The following is a 20,377-nucleotide window of genomic DNA, read 5'->3' as shown; positions in this document are numbered from 1 at the left end:
TATTATTTCATTTTCTTTTTTTATTTTGCTAAAAAAGAGTGCTACTGTTCAAATGAAAAATCTTTCTGGGGTAATCTTTTAAATCGTTTTTGCTGTTGCATGATAAGAATGGAACCTAATAAAGCAGACAATTCACTGCGGTAAATATTCGGGCCTAAATGAATAGCAATGGCTCCATGCTTTTTTGCTATTTTAATTTCCTCATCGGACAAGTCACCTTCAGGACCAATAATCAATCCACAGTTTGATACATTATTTACCTGTTCAATGGGAACTGAATAAGGTTGTATCACAGCCATTAAAAGCACCCCTTGAAAATCGATGATGGCTGTTTCTAAATTTTTATATATACCTAAATTAGGGAACCATTCCCTTCCTGTGGTTTTGCATGCCTGTATTATCCATTTTTTCTGTTTGTCTAATAGACGAAGCGGTCGCGTAGAACGCTCAGCCTGAAAGAAACGAAACTCGGAAACACCTAATTCTGTTCCATAATTGAGAATAGTTTCTATTGCACTATCTCGGTGAAGCCCGCCTATAATGAGAGAAAGTTTCTTTTCTTCTTGAGGGATATATTGGTAATGTCTTATTTTTGCTGTGAGTGTGTTCTTAGAAATATGGGCTACTTCACCAAGCCACTTACTTCCCATACCATCAATAAATGCAATGGGTTCTCCAACTTTTATTCTAACAACACGGATAGCATGATGGGCTTCTTCTCCTTGTAATATAACCTCACCTTCTTTAGGCGTTGCCGAAGGAACAACAAAATAAAACAAATGAGGCATAAATATAAACCCTTACGATATGTTGTCAATTTTTCATGTTTTAAGAGTGTATGTTAAAATGTTACTGATTTCAAACTTGGGGAGTAATCATGATGGATAAAGATATGAAAAAAAATGACCTGAAATCAATGTATCGAACTAAAGTAGAAGGTTCCTTTCCGGAAACCATAGATATTATGGGAAAACGATGGGTCAAAGTGGAAGACCTGCGTTACGGGACAAATCCGCACCAACCCTCTGCTTTTTATCGTCCTCTGGAAGGGGATAAAGTATTTTTGGGTGCCTATCAAATATTAAAGACAGGCAAGAGTGGATTGTCTCAGACCAATTTGGAAGACCTCCATCATGCCTTTGGTATTTTAAAATTCTTAAATAAGCCTGCATGTGCGGTAATGAAACACTGTAATCCTTCGGGCGTTGCTATACAACAAGAGGGACAAACTCTGGCGGATGTATATCGTCGTGCACGAGATGCAGACCCTCAGGCTGCCTTTGGAGGTGTTGTCGCTTTTAATACGGAAGTAGACGAGGCAACAGCAGATGAGATTATGCAGACAGTTATTGAAGGAGTTTCTGCTCCCCATTTTACAAATGAGGCATTATCTGTTTTTAATAATTTTGAAAAATATAGACGAAATAAAGAGATACGCATAATCCAGGTTCCCTCTCTGGACCGCTTACCTAAATATATAGGTGATGATATTTATACATGGGAAATGAAGGTATTTGATGATGGGAGTATTGTATTAGCACAACCCTATTTGACAAAAATAAAAAGTCCTGCAGACTTTATAAAAGCCCATACAGAACATCCCAAAAAGGGAAAAATCGAAAGCTCGGTTACCCCCTCTCAAAGAGAATTAGAGGACCTTTTGTTTGCCTGGTATGTGAATATTCATGTTCGTTCTAATGGCGTTGTGATAGTGAAAAATGGTCAAACACTTGCGGTTGGAACAGGACAACAAGACCGTGTTGGTGCTGTTGAACAGGCTATTGAAAAGGTTCAAAAGAAATATAAAGGGAATGAAACGCTCGAAGGAGCCGTTCTTGCCTCGGATGGTTTCTTCCCATTCCCAGATGCCGTTGAAATGGCTATTCGTGTAGGTATAACTGCATTTCTTCAACCTGGAGGCAGTGTAAGCGATTATGATGTAATCGAAACGGCAAATAAATCTGGTGTAGCAATGTTATTCACGGGTGAACGCTGTTTCTCACATCATTAATTTTTATAAATCATCTAATAAACGAACATATCTGAAATCATCTACATTAATATGTCCCCATGCATCCATGGTATCGTCAATTATTTCTATTTCTGCATTTTCCCCCTTAAATTCAGCAACATTCCATACTACAAATTGCATATCCTCTCGGTTTTCAGTATTTTTCGAAGACCTTACTACTTTACCATTCACATAAAGACGGACTTCCAATCCTGAAACTTTCCCTCCACCTAAAAGAAAGCGAATAGCGTAACCGCGTATTTTGAAAGGTTCAGAACGCAAAGAACCAAAAGCCACATCTTTCCTTACCATTCCGGGTTCCTCTCCCGGTTTCCCTTGATATAATTCATAGGTTCCTATCCAGTATTTCCCTTGATGATTTGAATGTTTCCCCGATTCCCGAGCAGAAGGGTTGTCTCCTAAAGTCGGTTGTCTTTCAAAGGCTGAACCTTCAGCCTTCCAGTGTTCGAGATTACCCATTTCAAAATCACTGTTAGGAAATAGCAACATATTGTCGGGAACTGAATAACCCCGAAAATCGTCGGCATTAATACATCCCCATGCTCCTTTATCGTTGTCTATTATGGAAATTATCGCAGGTTGATTGAGAAACTCTTTCACATCCCAGAATTCACGAACTAAAAGTGGATTGTTTTGCCCTGAGGTCTCTCGGACTACAGCCCCATTTACAATCAGTCGAACAGCTGTTGTTTTCTTTGACCCGCCACTTATAAGGAAGCCAATATAGGGAGTTGTGATAGTAAAAGTTTGAGATATTAACTCTCCAACGGCATCATTCTTTTGAGCATCACCTGCTTTTTGTCCCGGTAATCCTTGATAATTCTCATACGAACCCACCCACCAGGAACCCTGAGGAAGTGCACATTTAGGAGATTCCCGTGCGAGAACATTATCTCCGTAAGTAGGTTGATTTAAAAAGGCTTTTCCAAAAGCACGCCAATTATCCAAATTTCCATGTTCAAAATCACTATTCGGGAAAAGGAGTTTTGCTTTTTTAGAAAATTTAGGGATAGCAGAAGGTTGTGAATAAATGTAAGATGTAGAGAATAAAAAGATAATGAACCACACAAACAATGAAAATTTTATTTTCTTCATATAATATTACCTTATAATTTAGTCTCCATTATAAACAATTTTATACTAAAAACTTCACCTGCAGAACAAGAAATTTTTTCCCTTTATCTTGCTATAATGTAATGAATTAGAAAATTAATGAATAAAAAAGTTATAGAATATGGAATATTTGTAAAAGCAAAATGTATTTAGTTATTAGGACAAATGGAATAAAGATGGTAATTAAAAATGACGATATAAGGAGTGAATTGTATTTTTAATTTGTTTGAAAAATATGTATATTATAGAGTATCTGCCTTACAATTAAATCAAACTTTGATTAAGGGTAGAAAGAGGTGGAAGATAAGGACTTCATAAAAAATCCTTTTTTAGAAAGAGGATTATATACATATATTGCAGAGATTTCTAAAATTCCTCTTCTAAGTACGGAAGAAGAGAGACGGCTGGCTTTTCGTATTCAAAAAGGGGATGGAAAAGCACGACGAAAACTTATATTATCCAATTTGCGTTTGGTTGTTAGTATTGCAAAAAAATACATTTATTATGGTGTGTCTCTATTAGACCTGATAGCGGAAGGGAATATAGGATTGATGAAGGCGGTTGAAAATTTTGACCCACGACGCGGAACAAAATTTTCAACCTATGCCACATGGTGGATTCGTCAGGCAATTACAAGGGCACTTTCCAATCAAAGTAGGACAGTTCGTGTTCCCGTTTATTTAAATGAAAGTTTAGCAAGGTATCGAAAAGCATTAGAAGAACACTTTATAAAAACAGGTTCTCGCCCCTCTGTTCAGGAAATATCAAAACTCTTAAATATAACCCTTGATGAAGCAGAACAACTTCAGATTTACCTCGATTCTGTAATGTCCTTTGATTTCATTCAAACAATTGATGTTGATGAAGAATCCTCTTCAATTCTAAGGTCTCATGCCGCATTGAGAACAGATAGTTTCGCACCGGATGTGGAAAAAGAAAATGACCTTGAATTTCTTATTAATCTTTTACCTGAGACTGAAGCAAAGATTATCCGTTACCGTTATGGGCTTATTGATGGAAGACCCTATACATTAGCAGAGACAGGCAAAGCGTTAAATATGACCCGTGAACGAGTTCGACAACTGGAACGGTTGGCTTTGCGATTTTTACGTAATTATGTTGAAGAACATAAAGAACTTTTTTAATGCAAACCTTAAAGGAAAAGAAAACTATGGATTTAAAAAGTGTTATTCGAAATGTCCCCGATTTCCCTAAACCCGGAATTCAGTTTAAGGATATCACGACGCTCCTACTCAATCCGCAGGCATTCCAATACACAATTAATTGTTTTGTCAATCGTTATAAATCTTTAGATATAGATGCTATCGTAGCAGTAGAATCCAGAGGTTTTATTTTCGGTTCTGCAATTGCATACAACTTGAAATGCCCTTTAGTTTTAGCACGAAAGAAGGGAAAACTCCCTGCAGAAAAAATTACTGAAAGTTTTGCTTTAGAATACGGTTGGGATACAATTGAGATGCATGTAGATGCATTAAAAGAAGGACAAAGAGTAGTTATTGTAGATGATTTACTTGCAACGGGAGGAACCGTTTCTGCTGTAATAAAATTAGTGGAGCAACTAAAGGCAGTTCCAATAGAAGCCGCTTTCGTTGTCGAATTGCCAGCACTCAAAGGACGAGAGATACTTCAACCTCTCCCCATTTTCTCTTTAGTCCAATTCGACGATATTTAATATGTATTTTTAATCACTAAAAATACAATCCTCTTTTGTTATCAATCTTTACTCTTTCTATTTAAAAATACTCTTAAAAATGTTTTTACAATTTTTTAATAATCAGCGTGATTGTTTATGCAAATTTCTCCGTGATATAAAAATAGAAGATATGATACCGATTAACAAGATGAGTATTCCAAGATAACCAATGTTATAGGCAGGGATAGCCTTTGATACAGTAAGCGAACAATAATTAGAAGTAATTACCGATTTATTATCACTTATCTCAACCCAGTAAGTACCGGCGTCTTCTAACGCAGCGTCATTAATAATAAATTGGGGAGCATCATCTCCAATGTTATATATTTCTGTACTATTATTAGGTTGATATTTCCATTGATAATGGATATCTCCTAAACCTCCTGTTATGGCAACAGAGAAAGTCCATGTATCTCCCTCTGTGATAGAACCACCTTGTGGTTGAAGGGTGATTGTGATTCGTTGCCCTATCAATACATGAGCGATATTAGATAATAATGTGTCTTTAGCATCTCTTACCCGAACATAATAATCTCCCGATAATGATTCTTCAAGCGTCGGAGATACATAAAGAGGAGAGGTGTTTTCTTCGAGGACGATTTCTTCATCTTTATACCATGTATATTGTCTTGTTCCAAAGCCATCTGTCGTTTCAACATTTAATTCGAAATGTTCTGCTTCATCGGTATATAACATTACATTAGACGGGTGCTGAGTAATTGCAAGATTTTCACCCGCATAAACTCTGCATACATTTGATTGCAGAGATTCCCGTTCATCTTGAGAAATTATGTAATATTCGCCGTCTTGTTCTTTGGTCGGATAACCTAATTCAAGAACTGTAGTATTTGCCCCTATTTCTGTGGCTCCATTTCCTTTGTTATACCACCATTGATAACTTAAGTTGCCCATGCCACCATTTAACGACACAGAAAGCGTAAGAGATTCGTTATACGGGGCAAAAATAACAGGCTCTAAATTCTTTGTGTAAGTCATATGTTCCGCGAAAAGAATTTCAGCCTCATCCGTAACCAAAGTATTATCCGGTACTTCATCCCAAACCTGACAGGTGTATATTCCAGAAAGTTCAGGTGCTAAAGGTGAAAACACATAATCAGGTTGATTATTGATTCCAGGGGCAGGTTCTCCATTTCGTAACCAGAGAAATTGAATAGTTCCATATCCACCTTCCGTTCCAACAGATAAAGTATATGTAGGAAATTCATCTGTATAGGCATGTATCCCTACGGGATGGGTCGTAATTGTTAGAGGATTATCAACTATAATAAGTTGCGCATTGTTAGATATTACAGTTCTATATCCTGCATCTTGTATCTGGACAAAATAAAGGTCTTCATTTGTTTCGGTTAAATTGGAGAGAGCAAGTTCTTTCCCTGAAGGTTGTAAAGCAGTTTTTAATAAACCTTGACTATTTCCATACCATTTGTAGACCAAAGGTTGTATTCCTCCGGATGTTTCTACTCGGAAAAGCACAGATTGTCCCGGATTACGGACTGTTGATTCAGGATGTAATATAATGGTAAGTTCTTCCTGAACATGTAAATACCCTGATGGTGATATTATAGTTGTCCCTGTCCCATCATTATCAGTTACAGCACAACGATATATCCCCGTATCGTTTAGCAAAATATTATTTATTGTTAAAGTATTCGTATCTACTCCATTATATTTTACTGAATTTGTTAATGCTTCACCTGTATCCAATTCACCATTATTATTTTCATCCTTAAACCATTGATAATGATATCCAGGGGTTCCTCCACTGGGTATAACTACAAGTGGAACTGCAACCGTTCCCTCATATACCCAAACGGGACAAGGACCATGAACGCTCAATGTATTTTGAACGAATATTTCAATACTTCCTGTTTCCACGCGTCCAAAAGGTGCGGTGCCTATTTCATCATACACTTCAACAGAATAACTACCGCTATCTTCAGGTCCTGCCGGCGAAAGTAGTAAATAGGGCATATCAGGAGCAGATAAACTTGTATTATTCCTTTTCCATACATAATGCAATTTTCCTTTTCCACCTGTTGCTTTGACCGAAAGAACAAGATTATCACCTTTGTTAAACATACCACCCATAGGTGATTGAACAATATTAACAGCGGGATAAACAACCACAGTAGAGGAATTATCACTACTTTCTGTGTGGGTGCTATCTGTGACCTCTACAGTATAAACACCTGTGTGTTGAGTAGTAACATTATATATATATAAGAAGGGGACAGCCGTAATGGCTACTTCTTGCCCATCTTTCAGCCAGCGATAAGATTTGTTTCCTGTTCCACCGACTACCTGGGCATTAAGTGTTAAAGTGTCTCCTGTATGTATTTCTGTATTTTGAGGAGAAATAGTAATGTCCATGCCAACTTTAATAGAAGCCGTTCTTGAATTTGGAATTGTTGTTGTCCATATTGCACCATCGGGTATGGTCCCAATGAGATATGGATTTTCTCCACTTACATTCAGCACCACATCGTTAGCATCGGCACCTCCATTATTGACAATAAATATTTGTTTTACTAAGTTAAATATAGAATTGCTTCCTTCTAACACAACAAGTTCAACCAAATCATTTTTAGGTGTAACAACCAGACTTTTATTCCAGAAATCAGGCTCTGTAAAGCCTCCAGAAGCAGGACCGCCGATTAATTGTGGGATAAGGTATCCCATTTCTGTGGGGTCATAAGGTTTTGGGGCTTGCAATACAGTAAGATTTCGTGCGATTCCAAAGAGGATATTATCCAGAAACGCAGGATTTTGCGGAGTTGCCATGTTCGATATAGAAGTAAATCTCCCTCGATAAATATTGTCTGTTAAAGTTGTGTAGTTGTTGCATGCAATTGAACCTGTTCCCGCAAAGACAATAGTTCCATGCAGTTTAACCATACCTGGTGTTCCACGCCCTCCATTACCACCAGCACCGGATAAGCCACTGGCGCCACCCGAACTACCTACTCCACCAGCACCACCTCTTCCTCCATTTCCTCCATTACCACCTAATACTGTGATAGGATAGCAAGTTGCACCGTATAGAAAGCCATAAATGCCCGAACCACCAGGAAAACCATTCCCGCCTGTATCCCAGTTATTACCTGGGTTTATACCAGAGGAACCGGGATTTGATGGAACAACAGCACCTCCATTTTGTGGAGGACCTGCTGAAATATCAATAACCCCTCCAAAATTTAATAGACCACGAGCAGCAAGAACTATACATCCTCCTCCATTTCCGCCTTGTCCTCCATTACTACCTTTACTTGCAGTTCCACCTTGTCCACCTGCTCCTCCCCTGCCACCTGCACCACCAGCACCACCAAATCCTCCGTAACCATTTTGAGATGTTCCACATTGACTACATGTGTTTGTTCTTGCCATCCCACCGCCACCACCACTGCCACCACTACCACCTCCACCCCCTTGTCCGCCCCCTTGTCCGCCACCACCGCCGCCGCCACCACCGCCAGCACCTCCACCATTACCAGCAGCAAGATTTAGATTGTTTGCAGGAGCTGTAAACTCTGCATGAGTGCCATTGCTTCCATTCCCGCCTGAAAGACCACTGGCACCCGTGATAGTGGCATTACCTCCATTAGAACCGTTTCCTCCACTTCCACCAGTAGGTGCACTTGCACAATTTTGGGCTGAACTTCCTGTTCCAATAGAGCCACCACTTCCTGCACTACCTCCATTTGCCAACTGTGAAGAAGGTCCTCCCGCCGTACCTCCTGTTCCTCCACTTCCTGCAGTACCTTGCCGACCGAAGCCTAATTGACCATTGGGACCATTTGCACCTGCTTCTCCTGGATTACCAGCAAAACCTGATTCACCAGCAGTTCCAGGATTAGAAGTTCCATTTTGACCATTTCCACCATTACTATCATTTCCTCCCGCTCCACCTGCCGCTTCAGCTCCTCCATAACCACCGTTAGAGCCACCTGCTCCACCTGTCCCGCCTGCTCCACCGGAACCACCACTACCGCCAGTTCCTCCACCAGCCCTACCCGGAACAGTTCCTGAAACATCCAATGTCGTATTCCATGTAATGTCTTTTGTGGCAGATATAACCAATGGATTTGTTCCAGACACATTTACTGTAACTCCAGAAGGCACATAGATGGATTGAAAGTCCAATTTTCCAGCATAATCCCCTCCTCCAATATCAACAGAACGACCAGAAATTGCAAGTCCTCCATTTACTCTATAGAAAGGTTGATATATTTGATCTCCTGTATAAATTGTTAGTATATCTCCCGAATTTAAAATTAAATCTCCAAGTTTACCATTACTTCTATAAAGTTCATTGATTGTAAAAGCTGGCTCCTGAAATAAATAATTTGAATATGTTTCTCCATAATTGGTATTTCCTACAAGGTCCGTACAAACCCCTGCATTAATAATAACATTCACATAGAAGTCAGAACTGCGGTTTACATTAAGATGAAAGATATAATTGGCTCCACTGCCCGAAAAATTTGTTACTTGTGCAGACCCGTTTCCTGATGTTGTTAATGTAATATCTTCCGCAGTAAACCCTTTTACAGGTTCGGTAAATTCTACAGAAAAGATTGTATAATCATTTGTTGTAGGTGATGGGATTGTAGGTGTGATTTGAACAAGTGGTCGAGAAGTATCTACTGTATAATATTCTCCTGCAGTATAATTTCCATTTCCACTTCCAAATATCACTCCTAAGTTATTTCCTAATATTCTCTAAGTATCATCAACAATGGTATCTCTATCTAAAAAATCAATGCTAAAATTACCATTACCTGTTCCGCGATTAACGGTTACAGTTCTTGTAGTTCCACTTCCTGTAACCGATACAATGGAAGCACCGGTAAATCCGGGAGCATCTATCGTAAAATCAGCAGGAGTAACCGTAGATACAGGTTCACTAAATGTAACAATAAATTCTAATGTAGAATTTCGCGTTGGATTTGAAGCAGTTGGGTTTCTTTTAATGGAAACTACAATAGGAGGAGTTATATCTATCAACCAATAAAAAATATGCTGGAACAGGGAGTTTTCAAATATTATTCTATATCCTTCTTCATTCAAATGAATGGGGTCTGTTCCGTTATCTCCCATGGCAGATATTGGAGAGGGATAATTTATGTCTCCACCGGGAAGGGGAGCGTATGAAGGAGGATAACCCGGATAAGGAGTCGTGTTCATTGGGAAGGGAGGAAAAAAGATATCTGTAAAATTTTCTCCTTCACCAACGGTTGTATCTTTAAGATAATATCCATTATGCCCATACCAATATTGTTGTAAACCAAAACTATGGATGTATTCTGTCCTATATCGAGTTGCAGAGATAAGTATTTTCCTTAAACCTAATTCATAAAATGCCTGATTCAGTTGTAGTGGTGAGGGATAGTCCATTTGTATGTACAATTCCTGTGCGGATTCAATCCCTTCAAAAGCGAGTTCATAAATATTGATATAATCATAATCTGCTAACGCAATTCTGACATCAGGTCGAATTGTTAAGATGTAGTCTACCACGCTTTGAATATTTTGCTGGATCATATCGAATATATCATCGTTACCCCCGGGTTGAGGTAACATCCCTCGTTTCCAATTCTTTAATATATCATTAAGACCGAGTGATAAATAAACAATATCTGCTGTGGGGTTGTTTAACAGTGCATTCTGGAGAGAATAAGTTCGTATAGGCATGTTTCCATCTTTTGGATTAGGTATGTTGTTTGCCCAATCCGCTGCACTTGTGCCGCTAACGGCTGTTGTATCTCCAATTACAGATACATCACTAAAACCATAATAATTTAAAATATTACCCCAAACATTATAATCTAAAATTTTTTCTGCCCAATCGTCACCTACCATGAGTATTCTTGCTGTTTGAGCATGCCCATTTACAACAGCAAATATCGCCAGCATAAGAATAAAAAAAGATTTGAGATGATAAAACCTTTTCATTGCCTTCCTCCTTAAATGTATCAGCCTTTATATTCATATCTTTACCTTTATATTAGTAAAGAAACTAATCTATTAATATTATAGTAATCTTTTATATAAAAATCAATAGTTTTGATAGAAAATTTGATAAAAAATATTATTATTTGTCAAAAGAAGAATAATAGAAATTTTATTCATGAATTTTTTTGTAACAATTTATGTTAAAGTATATATAGAACAAAGAAAGAAGGAAATTTTGAACTGCAGGAGAATGAGTATGTATTCCAACAAAAGTTTTGCTCGTTTAATATTCTTATCCGTTTTATTGTTAGGAATTACTTCTTTTTCACACTCTGCAACGCAGCGTATTTTAATTGTTGGAGATAGCTGGGCAGAGATTGTTTGGAATGACTCTATTTGGCCCTATGTGTTGAATTACTACGGATTAGGGGAATGGAGTGTTCAAGGGGACAAGGTTGCTATAGGTGGAACAATGGCAGAACATTTTGCAGATGATTGGCCAAATCCACGGGATAATAACAATCCAGTCCGTACTTATTCTCTTTACAATGCCATTATGAATAATCCAACCATTGACATAGTTCATTTAAGTTTAGGAGGTAATGACCTTTTATGGAAATGGAAGAATGGTATGCAACCCCAGCCTGGACCCAATAATGATGTGTTTGATGAAATTGAAACGGATTTAGTGACAGTTGTTGATTATATACTTTCACTTCGTCCTGACATTAAAGTTGGTTTAGTGGATTATGATTTCGTCAATGTCTGGGAATTAGCCTTAGCCGGGAATCAAGCGGCTATGCTGATGCAGGCTAACTTAAATAATCCATCACCAAGTGAATTAAATTCTGCTTTTGTGGAGTTGGGCTGGCGGAAAAGGAATATCGCAAGTACTCGTAATCGGGTGGCATATATCCATAACTTTGGTTTACAACATTATCGATATGGACATCCTGGCTTTTGGGATGCAGGACCTGTTTACCGTCCGCCGTTTGCTAGTAATACCAGTCCTATACCCGGAGACCCGCCTAATTATATTCCTTTCCCGGGCGGTTTGATTGAATATCCGACTGCCCGTGCGGCTCTTGCAAATAATGGAAATGATCCAATACATTTGAATACAACAGGATATCGTGATTTATGTGGACATGCTCTTTATCAATTTTTTGCTAATTGGCTTATGGATACCACACCTCCTTATGTCGCTTCTATTGCACGTAACCCATTGGCTCCAAATCCTACAAATGCAACAACCTTGGAGTTTATTGTAACCTTTACGGAACCTGTTTTGAATGTTACAGTAGACGATTTTGTTATAGATGGCGCCGGTTTCAGTGGTGCATCTATCTTATCTGTTTCTGGTAGTGATAGCACGCGCACAGTAACAATTAATCGGGGAACAGGTAGTGGTGATATAAGTATTGATTTTATTGACCGAGACACGGTGTATGATTTAAATTGGCGTGTTCTGGGTAATGCTTTAGGTGTAAATTTTGGTCAGGGAAATGGAAACTATACTGCTGGCGAATCCTATACGATTGACACTACATCTCCTACCGTGTTAATAACCACGAATACTTCTCAGCCCAATGAAACTACTTATGCGAGTTTTACGGCAACTTTTAGTGAACCTGTAACGGGTTTTACTTCGAGTGATATTCAGTTATCTGTATCCGGTAGTGGTATCGCTCAGGTAACAGATTTTTCGGGAAATGGTGCAACATATAATTTTGGGATAACAGTCTCCCGTGCTTCAGATATATTTGTTACGATTACAATACCCGGAAGTTGTTGTACAGATACAGCGGGAAACCCCAATCAAGGAGGCTCTTATCCGAATTATTATTTTAAACTTCCCCAATTTTCATCAACAGATATTTACCTTAGTAATGGGACTTTAGGAAATTTAGAATTAAATTCAGGAGACAGTCTTACCCTTTACACAGGAACTAATACAAATCAGCCATTTTATCGCATTAATTCAGGTCCTATGATTCAAGGACAATTGTTAGACATAGGTGGTGGAAATTATGTAGGAAAATTTAATTTTCAGAATATATATGTTCCCTCCGGTGTTACGGTCAATGTATCTGGAACAAATCCTTTAGTTATTTGTGCTACTAAAGATATAACATGGAATACTACTTTAGATGTTTCTGGTACGGTCCCCGGACGGGCAGGAGGTGGTGTTGGTGGAGCAGGTGGTACAGGGGGGAATGGTGGTTCTGGAGGTAGTGGAGGTACAGCCTATGGTAGTGGAGCAGGAGCAGCCCCGGGTGGTGCAGGGGGGGATTATACCAATGGGGGTAATGGACAGGCCGGGACAAGTTATGGAGGTACTGCGGGCGGTTCTGGTTATCAAGGTTCAGGAGGTCAACCGGGTGTTGCAGGTTCAACAGGACAAGCAGGTTTTGGTGGAATGGGTTCCGGTGGAACCGGTGGTTCCAGAGGTGAGGCTGGAGGTGCTTCCGCAGTATGGTCAAATGGTGGTTCTGCGGGCAATGGAGGTTCACCCGGAGGCGGTTCAGGTGTAGTATTGTGTAATAATGGTGGTCCTGGTGGTAATGGTACGGAAGGTGGCAATGGTGGAAATGCTACGGTAGGAGCTCCCGGGAATAGCGGGCAAAATGGTTCTTCTGGTGGAAACGGCTCTTTTATTGCATCTGCAGATAATTTGTCTCTGGCAGGAGGTTCTGGAGGAGGCGGAGGAGGCGGAGGAGGTGGCGGTGGTGGAGGACAAGGTGGTGGAAAAGGAGGAGGTGGCGGTAGTGGCGGTAGTGGTGGCGGAGGTGGCGCAGCATGGAATACACCATGTCATAATTGTGGAGGTTCTGGAGTAGATGGGTTTGGAGGAGCAGGTGGATATGGAGGTGCTGGTGGTTCTGGTGGTGCAGGCGGAAACGGTGGAACAGCAAGTAAAGCCCGCGACGGTGGACAAGGTGGAAATGGCGGTGGTGTTGCTGTCCTTTCTGCAAGAGGTCTTCTTCAATTTGGAGGACAAACCAATATTTCCTCATCTGCTCCCGGCAATGGAGGTTCTATTATTCCTCCCAATGCGGGTTCAGGAGGTATAGACCCATGCGATAATTGGGGCTGGGGAGCAGGAGGAAATGGGGGAACTCAAGGTTATTATGCAAATACAGTAGCATGGTGTTTCCCAATAACAACATGGGGCGGTCCTGGTGGTGCTGGTGCTCGTGGTGGTCGTGGTGGAATTGGCGGTTCAGGAGGACAGAGTGGCTCTTCCGGTGCAGGTGGTAACGGAGGATTAGGCACACCGGGTATGGTAAAACTACACGGTAGTATTATTTTATCTTCTTCAGGGACTATTATTTGTGAAAATCATACTTCCGATTCCAGTTCCAACATTATAGGCCGTTTTACTCATATATCAAATATGAGAACACCTAACTATCCTGTGTTTTCAGACGATATTTTGTCAGGAAACACGACAAATGACACGGTTTTGAAAGCACCTGCTCCTTACAATCTATTAATACAGTCTCCATTAATTCCGCAATTAGTTAATGGCCCTGCTACAGGTGGTTTTACATTGTCTAATTTCTGGAATAAATCGCAAGTAGTTACTCCGGGCGTTGACTTAGTCGAAATGGTTGTTCTTTCAGGTTCAAATTCGCCTTTCAAAGATTTTAAACAAGTTTTTCTTGTTAACAATGGCGGAGCAGATGCTCATGAAGTAGAACTTTATGTAGATGGTTCATCTACGTATAATCTTGGCACAATTCCTGATGGAAATATCTGGACAACTACAGTGCCGGAAGGAATTAATGTTTCTTTTAAAGTGGGTATGGACATTACACTCAACCCAACAGTTGTAGAAACTTATCAAGGGGCATCCTTTAATATCAATGCACAGGTCATTGGTGGAACAGGGAGTAAGTCCTATCGTTGGTTAAAAAATGGAGGGCAAGTAGCAATTACTACTTCGCCGTCTTTGACCATAAATCCGGCCACCCTCACGGATGCAGGTATTTATACAGTTGAAGTTACGGATAGCACACATACGGAATTGAGCGATAATAATACAAGTGTGATTATTTACGCCCCTGTATCTATTACTTTACAACCTGTTGGTGGCAATTATACAACAGGACAAAGCCTGTTAATAACTACAAATGCGACAGGAGGTAAAGGAGTTCTATCCTACGACTGGCGGAAAGGCGGCGTATCGTTAGGTGCTCCCAACTTACCCTACTTAGACCTCTCACCTGCCGGTCCCGAAGATAATGGCGAATATGATGTCGTTATCACAGACGAACTCGGTATAATTCCTTATGGGCAGACGGTATCCAATACCGTACAGATTACCGTAAACGACCCGTTAGCGGTGTATGGTCCTGCAAGTCAGACTACAGTGTATGAAGGGACACCGAATGTCCAATTAACTGTCCTTGCAAGTGGTGGAGTAACGCCATATCGGTATCAGTGGTTCAAAGACCTGAATAATAACGGTATTTTAGACGGAGGCGAGGCGTTAAGTAATACCTCTCCATTTTCAGGCGTAGATACAAGTACATTAACTGTCTCTTCACCTACTAATAATGAAAGTGGTATTTATCGTTGTGTGGTGACAGATAACGATGGCAATGGGGAAAGTAAAGTATCTCAAGCAGGGACATTAAGCGTAGTGCCACATCTTACCATAACTGTGCAGCCGCAAAACGCTGTTCGTAATCCGGGACAAAATGTGCAATTTACTGTCGAAATCAATGGTGGTATTCTACCTATCACATATACATGGCGTAGAGCCAGTATTGGCAATTTACCTCCAGAGCAACAACCCGGTGGAAATATGCTCACACTTAACAACTTGAGCGAGACGGATGAAGATTTCTACGATGTAGTAATAGAAGATAGTGGCACGGATAGTGTAACTTCTGAGGCGGTGTTCTTAATGATAGTGGATGACCCACTTACTATTACATCTCAACCAACTGGCTTGCGTGTGTATGTGGGCGAATATACTTCTCATACACTTCAGGTCAGTGTAAGTGGTGGATATGGTACTATCCGTTACCTGTGGATGAAGGATAGTCAACCTGCACCGGGTGTTAATAACCAATCCTCTTATATCATTGCTCCATTAACTACAGATGCCTCCGGTACTTACTACTGCGTAGTCAGTGATGATGTGCCGGAGAATAATATCAACTCCGATACAGCAGAATTAGTAATTGCAGAACATATGCAGTTTGTTAACAACCTGCCTGCGGTAAAATACGCGCCGTATAATGAGCCATTGACTTTATCTGTTTCACTGTCAGGTGGATTGGGTAATCTTAATTATGAATGGTGGTTCGATGATGGTAGTGGATATGTCCAAATAAATGAGAATTCTCCAACGATTGATTTAGGCAATCCTACAACTACCAATACAGGGTTGTATTATGTGCATGTGCTTGATGAACGCGAAGGATTACAATCCAACATTTGTCAGGTATATGTAGGTGAAGATTTGGCGATTACGCAGCAGCCCCAGGAAGTATTAATGTATATAGGTGAAGCTCCGAATTTCCAATTAAGTGTTCAAACAACCGATGGCTTCGGAAATAAACAATATACATGGTATCGTGACGCAGAACCTGCTCCCGGTACAAATACTGATGCGATTTATATTTCACCTCAATTAGATCCATCATTGACGGGTAATTACTGGGTTGAAGTTCGTGATGAGAAAGATACCGTCCAATCAGAACAAGCACGGGTTGTGATTGGTTCTCATGCAGAATTTCTCCAACAGCCTACAGGTGGCACAGCGAGTGAAGGCGATACATGGCGATTTGAAGTAGAAGTTACAGGTGGCTTAGTTGAACTACACTATCAATGGAAATTCCAGCCGTTAGGAAAAGGTAAGGAAATTCAAAATATTGGAACAGATTCACCTATATTAGAAATCGCAGAAGTAAGTTCGGATGATGCAGGTTTATACTGGGTAGAAGTTACCGATGTTCGTGAGACGGTTTCCTCTAATCAGGTCATGTTAAATGTTGAAAAAGGGATACCATTAGTTAATGTATTCAGCATTGCTTTTACAGTCATAACTGTTATTGCATTATTCTTCTGGATTAGGCATGGTAAAGTAAAAGTATAATTTTTAAGAAATTTCTGGGGAGTATCTTTACTCCCCAGAGATGGCTTTTGCTAAAACAAGATAGTGTTGCAAAGTAACTGATTTAATAGAGAAAAAGATTTTCTGTTCTGTTATATTACTTATGTCTTGTTAATCAAACAATTAACACTACTAATCTGATGGGTCTATTTTTTCTGATGGTTCTGTTTTAAGGTATTTTTTTCTTGAGCGCCTATTTCTTCTTTGTTTTTGCTTTTTCTCTTTATTTATTTTTTTTATAAGAGAGGATTCTTTTCCATATCGTTGATATTCTATCAATTCGCAAAGTCTGCGTCGAGCAAAGAAACGATTTAATGATTGGGAACGAGATGTATCTACTTTTACCTCAATACCTGAAGGAGTATGTTTTATATAAACGCCTGTGGATGTATGGTTTACATTTTGTCCACCAGGTCCTCGAGAGGAAATAAATCTTTCTTCTAAATCTTCTTCTTTAATTTCCAACCGTTCCATCCATTGGATAAGTTCTTGCTCTTTTTTTGGGGAAACACCAAATCGTGTCATTTTGCCATCTTAATTAAAATGATATTTAGTCTTATATCCATTTTTTATTATCAAATACTCTTAATATCTATTTATTCTGGTTCGGATTAGATGTAGCCCATGATGGTTTCGGAGTGTTTTTAAAGGGTAAGACATTCAGTCCTTTTGGCGGATTCTTTTTAAAGAAGAAATAATCTGAGAAATCAAGAACAACATCCCAATCGGAAGGTTGTAAAGCATGCCCGCCCTCCCTAAAATGTATCCCAATATTTTCAGGAACCCCTAAGAATTGGTATACAGGGACAGTGCATTCATGCATTACTTGGGTCCCCATAGGGTTTGCCCATAAATCCCCTAAGGATTCACGGGATAATTGTCCACGCGGAGCAATTAATGCTTTCAAGAAGTGCTGGTCGAAAGGTAGTCGGTCTTCTTTATCAATAAAATCTTTTAATCGGGGAACAAACCAGTAAGGAGCAACATCTGTTGTAATGGCTTTTAATGTCTCTGACCCTTTTCCTACAATTCGATACGAACCGCAACCGCCTGTTCCACTGGATTGAGGTATGACTAATGGTATTCGTTCATCATTTGCACTTGCCCACATAGAGGCTTTGCCCCTACGCGAATGCCCTGTTAATGTCAATTGTTTTGTGTTCACTTCAGGAATCGTTTCGAGAAAATCGAGAACGCGTAAAGCACCCCATCCCCAAACACCTAACGAACCCCAATCACAATCGGGATATAGTTTGTATATCATCTGGTCTCTGTTCCCACTGTCATCGTCCAGGACACTTTTATCATAGAGACAGAGAGCATAACCACGGTCAATACATTTCATAGCAATTTCTTTATTATCATCATTCTCCTTCCAGAATTTCGGTATAAATAGAATAACAGGACAGGGTTTTTCTTTTGCAGATACAGGTAAAAACATCATAACATCCAACTTGAAATCAGGGGGTCCGTAATAGACGCTATATTCTCTGTATATACCTTTGTCGTTATAAAATTTTTCTTCAACAATCAATTCCGATTTTTTTATTTTTGCTGGTGGTGGTAAATGTCCGTATTCATAAAACATAAGAATATCTTTTAATTCATTTCTGCGTTTTTCCCAATCCTGAACTGTTTTTACTGGGGTCCCATCACAAAACTGAAATAGATTGGGTATTCCCTCAAAAGGGACTAAGTCTTTAATTTCCTTTAAGCACGGATTTTCTTGAGAAAAAATATTTTGGTTGATGAAAACAATTAAACAAAAAAATATAAAAATAAATACGATGTTTCGCATAACAATTCCTTTAATTTATAATTGTTTTATATTTTAGTGATAGAATTATAGTAAATATTTTTACATTTGGGAGTCAATTATAATGAAAATACTTGTTACAGGCGGTGCTGGATATTTAGGATGTTGGGTTACTTATGAATTATTACAGAAGGGACATAAAGTTCGTATATTTGACCGTATGTGCTTTGGCTTCCCTGAAGAAGCAGATTGGTTAAAAAATACAGATGTAGAAATAATTCAAGGCGATATTCGTCATTGGCAGGAGTTTCCCGACCTTTTTAATGAGATGGATGTTGTGGTTCATCTTGCGGGACTTGCCAATGACCCTACCTGTGCCCTTTGCCCGATTACAGCCCGAGAAGTGAATGTAGACAGCACTATTGAATTGGCTCGGCAAAGTAGTCAAAAAGGCGTAAAAAAATTTATCTTTGCTTCTACATGTGCAGTATATGGAAAAGGCATTGGAGACTGGCTTGATGAAGATAGCCCCACAAACCCTATATCCACTTTCAGTCAAACCAAAAGAGAAGCAGAAGAAAAATTGCAAAAATTAGCCCACGAAAAATTTTCACCTATCATAGCACGGTTTTCTACGCTTTTTGGATATTCTCCCCGAATGCGTTTTGACCTGGCTATAAATCAAATGGTATCTACGGCTAAAAGGCAAAAAAGAATAGAAGTTCGAGGAGGTGGTAATCAGTGGCGACCTTTCTTGCATGTTCGTGATTGTGCTCGAGCAATTTCTCTGATGTGTGAAGCCCAACAAAATGAAATACATAACCAAATTTTTAATATAGGACATAATTCCCTTAATAAGAAGATTATAGATTTAGCCCAGGAAATTGCTTCGGTTGTCCATGGAACCGAAATAGATGTGGTCCGTGATGATGAGGATTTGCGAACTTTTCGGGTGCAGTTTCAGAAGTTTATCACACAATTTCATTTCCAACCAGAATATACCATACAAAACGCATTACAGGAAATTTCTGATTGGTTAGAACGATATCCTCACGAAGACCCATTTTTTGATAAATATATTAATGTGCTGCAATTTAAGAAATTGAAAAAAATTCCTGTTCAAGAAGGGGGAGAACCTACGGCTCCTTTATTTATTCCCTTAGCGAAACCCGTTATGGGTCGAGACGAGGAAGAAACTGTTATACAGGCAATGAGGAGTGGGTGGTTAACCTCAGGTCATAATATACATGCTTTTGAGCAAAACTTTGCTTCTACTGTTGGAGCAAGTGAAGGTGTTGCCGTTTCTTCCTGCACTGCCGCGATACATCTCTGTTTGGTGGAAGCAGGGATAAAAGCGGGCGATGAAGTTATAACACCACCTATTACCTGGGTATCCACCATCAATACACTTTTAAATATGGGTGTAAAGCCTGTATTTGTAGATGTAGACCCGCTTACCTACAATATTGACCCTCAACAAATTGAAGAAAAGATTACAGAAAAAACGAAAGCCATTATTCCTGTAGACCTTGCAGGACATCCTTGTGAACTTGATGAAATACAGAAAGTGGCAGATAAGTATCATTTACACTTAATTGAAGATGCTGCTCATGCTTTAGGGGCAATGTATCGTTCTCGAAAAATAGGCTCTATTGCGAA

11 protein-coding genes are annotated in these 20,377 nt (G+C 39.5%); 5 read left to right on the top strand and 6 right to left on the bottom strand.

Annotation, left to right across the window (positions count from 1 at the left end; translation table 11 throughout):
* Positions 1–41: 41 nt before the first annotated feature.
* Entirely contained in the window at positions 42–788 is a 747-nt protein-coding gene (locus PLA12_08120) for an RsmE family RNA methyltransferase (protein HOQ32465.1), read from the bottom strand.
* A gap of 89 nt (positions 789–877) precedes the next feature.
* On the opposite strand from PLA12_08120, the gene PLA12_08115 reads away from it, so the two are divergent.
* Positions 878–2,011, top strand: coding sequence for an IMP cyclohydrolase (locus tag PLA12_08115; GenBank protein ID HOQ32464.1), 1,134 nt, complete (start codon positions 878–880; stop codon positions 2,009–2,011).
* 3 nt (positions 2,012–2,014) lie between these two features.
* Here PLA12_08115 and PLA12_08110 read toward each other — a convergent pair whose 3' ends face one another.
* Positions 2,015–3,127 (bottom strand): hypothetical protein, encoded by a 1,113-nt coding sequence (locus PLA12_08110; protein HOQ32463.1) that lies wholly within the window; start codon positions 3,125–3,127, stop codon positions 2,015–2,017.
* A 314-nt stretch (positions 3,128–3,441) separates the two neighbouring features.
* Here PLA12_08110 and PLA12_08105 point away from each other — a divergent pair, with 314 nt between their 5' ends.
* The gene (locus PLA12_08105; GenBank protein HOQ32462.1) at positions 3,442–4,290 is read left to right on the top strand and encodes an RNA polymerase sigma factor RpoD/SigA; all 849 of its coding nucleotides are present in this window, start codon (positions 3,442–3,444) and stop codon (positions 4,288–4,290) included.
* A gap of 26 nt (positions 4,291–4,316) precedes the next feature.
* Positions 4,317–4,838, top strand: coding sequence for an adenine phosphoribosyltransferase (locus PLA12_08100; GenBank protein HOQ32461.1), 522 nt, complete (start codon positions 4,317–4,319; stop codon positions 4,836–4,838).
* Positions 4,839–4,940: 102 nt separating this feature from the next.
* On the opposite strand, the gene PLA12_08095 is transcribed toward PLA12_08100, so the two are convergent.
* Complete coding sequence (locus tag PLA12_08095; GenBank protein HOQ32460.1) at positions 4,941–9,575, bottom strand: immunoglobulin domain-containing protein; 4,635 nt, start codon at positions 9,573–9,575, stop codon at positions 4,941–4,943.
* A gap of 24 nt (positions 9,576–9,599) precedes the next feature.
* Complete coding sequence (locus PLA12_08090) at positions 9,600–10,832, bottom strand: hypothetical protein (GenBank protein HOQ32459.1); 1,233 nt, start codon at positions 10,830–10,832, stop codon at positions 9,600–9,602.
* Positions 10,833–11,088: 256 nt separating this feature from the next.
* On the opposite strand from PLA12_08090, the gene PLA12_08085 reads away from it, so the two are divergent.
* Complete coding sequence (locus PLA12_08085) at positions 11,089–16,944, top strand: immunoglobulin domain-containing protein (GenBank protein ID HOQ32458.1); 5,856 nt, start codon at positions 11,089–11,091, stop codon at positions 16,942–16,944.
* A gap of 150 nt (positions 16,945–17,094) precedes the next feature.
* On the opposite strand, the gene PLA12_08080 is transcribed toward PLA12_08085, so the two are convergent.
* Positions 17,095–17,487, bottom strand: coding sequence for a peptide chain release factor-like protein (locus PLA12_08080; GenBank protein ID HOQ32457.1), 393 nt, complete (start codon positions 17,485–17,487; stop codon positions 17,095–17,097).
* Positions 17,488–17,554: 67 nt separating this feature from the next.
* Positions 17,555–18,760, bottom strand: a complete 1,206-nt coding sequence (locus PLA12_08075; GenBank protein ID HOQ32456.1) for a hypothetical protein — start codon at positions 18,758–18,760, stop codon at positions 17,555–17,557.
* 82 nt (positions 18,761–18,842) lie between these two features.
* On the opposite strand from PLA12_08075, the gene PLA12_08070 reads away from it, so the two are divergent.
* A partial coding sequence (locus PLA12_08070) for an aminotransferase class I/II-fold pyridoxal phosphate-dependent enzyme (GenBank protein ID HOQ32455.1) occupies positions 18,843–20,377 on the top strand: 1,535 nt, incomplete at its 3' end.

It is taken from the genome of Candidatus Hydrogenedens sp., assembly GCA_035378955.1.
In the GTDB taxonomy this organism is placed as follows: domain Bacteria; phylum Hydrogenedentota; class Hydrogenedentia; order Hydrogenedentales; family Hydrogenedentaceae; genus Hydrogenedens.
This window is presented reverse-complemented; position numbering and strand designations above follow the sequence as displayed.